General features: G+C 56.8%; 1 rRNA gene (cut by a window edge). It reads right to left on the bottom strand.

From position 1 onward, the window contains the following. A 23S ribosomal RNA gene (locus ABT048_RS41525) occupies positions 1-1624 on the bottom strand (its annotated part continues 1367 nt past the right edge of the window); the annotation flags it as partial.

Here is a 1624-nt window from a genome sequence, read left to right as displayed (position 1 = left end):
ACAACTGGCACACCAGAGGTTCGTCCGTCCCGGTCCTCTCGTACTAGGGACAGCCCTTCTCAACACTCCTACGCGCACAGCGGATAGGGACCGAACTGTCTCACGACGTTCTAAACCCAGCTCGCGTACCGCTTTAATGGGCGAACAGCCCAACCCTTGGGACCTACTCCAGCCCCAGGATGCGACGAGCCGACATCGAGGTGCCAAACCATCCCGTCGATATGGACTCTTGGGGAAGATCAGCCTGTTATCCCCGGGGTACCTTTTATCCGTTGAGCGACGGCGCTTCCACAAGCCACCGCCGGATCACTAGTCCCTACTTTCGTACCTGCTCGACCCGTCAGTCTCACAGTCAAGCTCCCTTGTGCACTTACACTCAACACCTGATTGCCAACCAGGCTGAGGGAACCTTTGGGCGCCTCCGTTACTCTTTAGGAGGCAACCGCCCCAGTTAAACTACCCACCAGACACTGTCCCTGATCCGGATCACGGACCCAGGTTAGACATCCAGCACGACCAGAGTGGTATTTCAACGGCGACTCCACAACAACTGGCGTTGCTGCTTCAAAGTCTCCCACCTATCCTACACAAGCCGAACCGAACACCAATATCAAGCTATAGTAAAGGTCCCGGGGTCTTTCCGTCCTGCTGCGCGAAACGAGCATCTTTACTCGTAATGCAATTTCACCGGGCCTATGGTTGAGACAGTCGAGAAGTCGTTACGCCATTCGTGCAGGTCGGAACTTACCCGACAAGGAATTTCGCTACCTTAGGATGGTTATAGTTACCACCGCCGTTTACTGGCGCTTAAGTTCTCAGCTTCGCCTGGACGAATCCAAGCTAACCGGTCCCCTTAACGTTCCAGCACCGGGCAGGCGTCAGTCCGTATACATCGCCTTACGGCTTCGCACGGACCTGTGTTTTTAGTAAACAGTCGCTTCTCGCTGGTCTCTGCGGCCACCCCCAGCTCAGAGTGCAAGACTCGTCACCAGGAATGGCCCCCCTTCTCCCGAAGTTACGGGGGCATTTTGCCGAGTTCCTTAACCATAGTTCACCCGAACGCCTCGGTATTCTCTACCTGACCACCTGAGTCGGTTTGGGGTACGGGCCGCCATGAAACTCGCTAGAGGCTTTTCTCGACAGCATAGGATCATCCACTTCACCACAATCGGCTCGGCATCAGGTCTCAGGCACATGTTGCGCGGATTTGCCTACGCAACGCCCTACACCCTTACCCCGGGACAACCACCGCCCGGGCTGGACTACCTTCCTGCGTCACCCCATCGCTCACCTACTACCCCGTTGGGTCACCGGCTCCACCACTTCCCTTTGCCCGAAGGCTCCAGGACGGCTTCACGGGCTTAGCATCAAGAGGTTCAGCGTTGGCGCTTCAAAGCGGGTACGGGAATATCAACCCGTTGTCCATCGACTACGCCTGTCGGCCTCGCCTTAGGTCCCGACTTACCCTGGGCAGATCAGCTTGACCCAGGAACCCTTGGTCAATCGGCGCAAGAGTTTCCCACTCTTGTATCGCTACTCATGCCTGCATTCTCACTCGTATACCGTCCACGACTGGTTTCCACCGCCGCTTCACCCGGCACACGACGCTCCCCTACCCATCACA

Origin of the sequence: Kitasatospora sp. NPDC096140 (assembly GCF_040303045.1) — a bacterium.
In the GTDB taxonomy this organism is placed as follows: domain Bacteria; phylum Actinomycetota; class Actinomycetes; order Streptomycetales; family Streptomycetaceae; genus Kitasatospora.
This window is presented reverse-complemented; position numbering and strand designations above follow the sequence as displayed.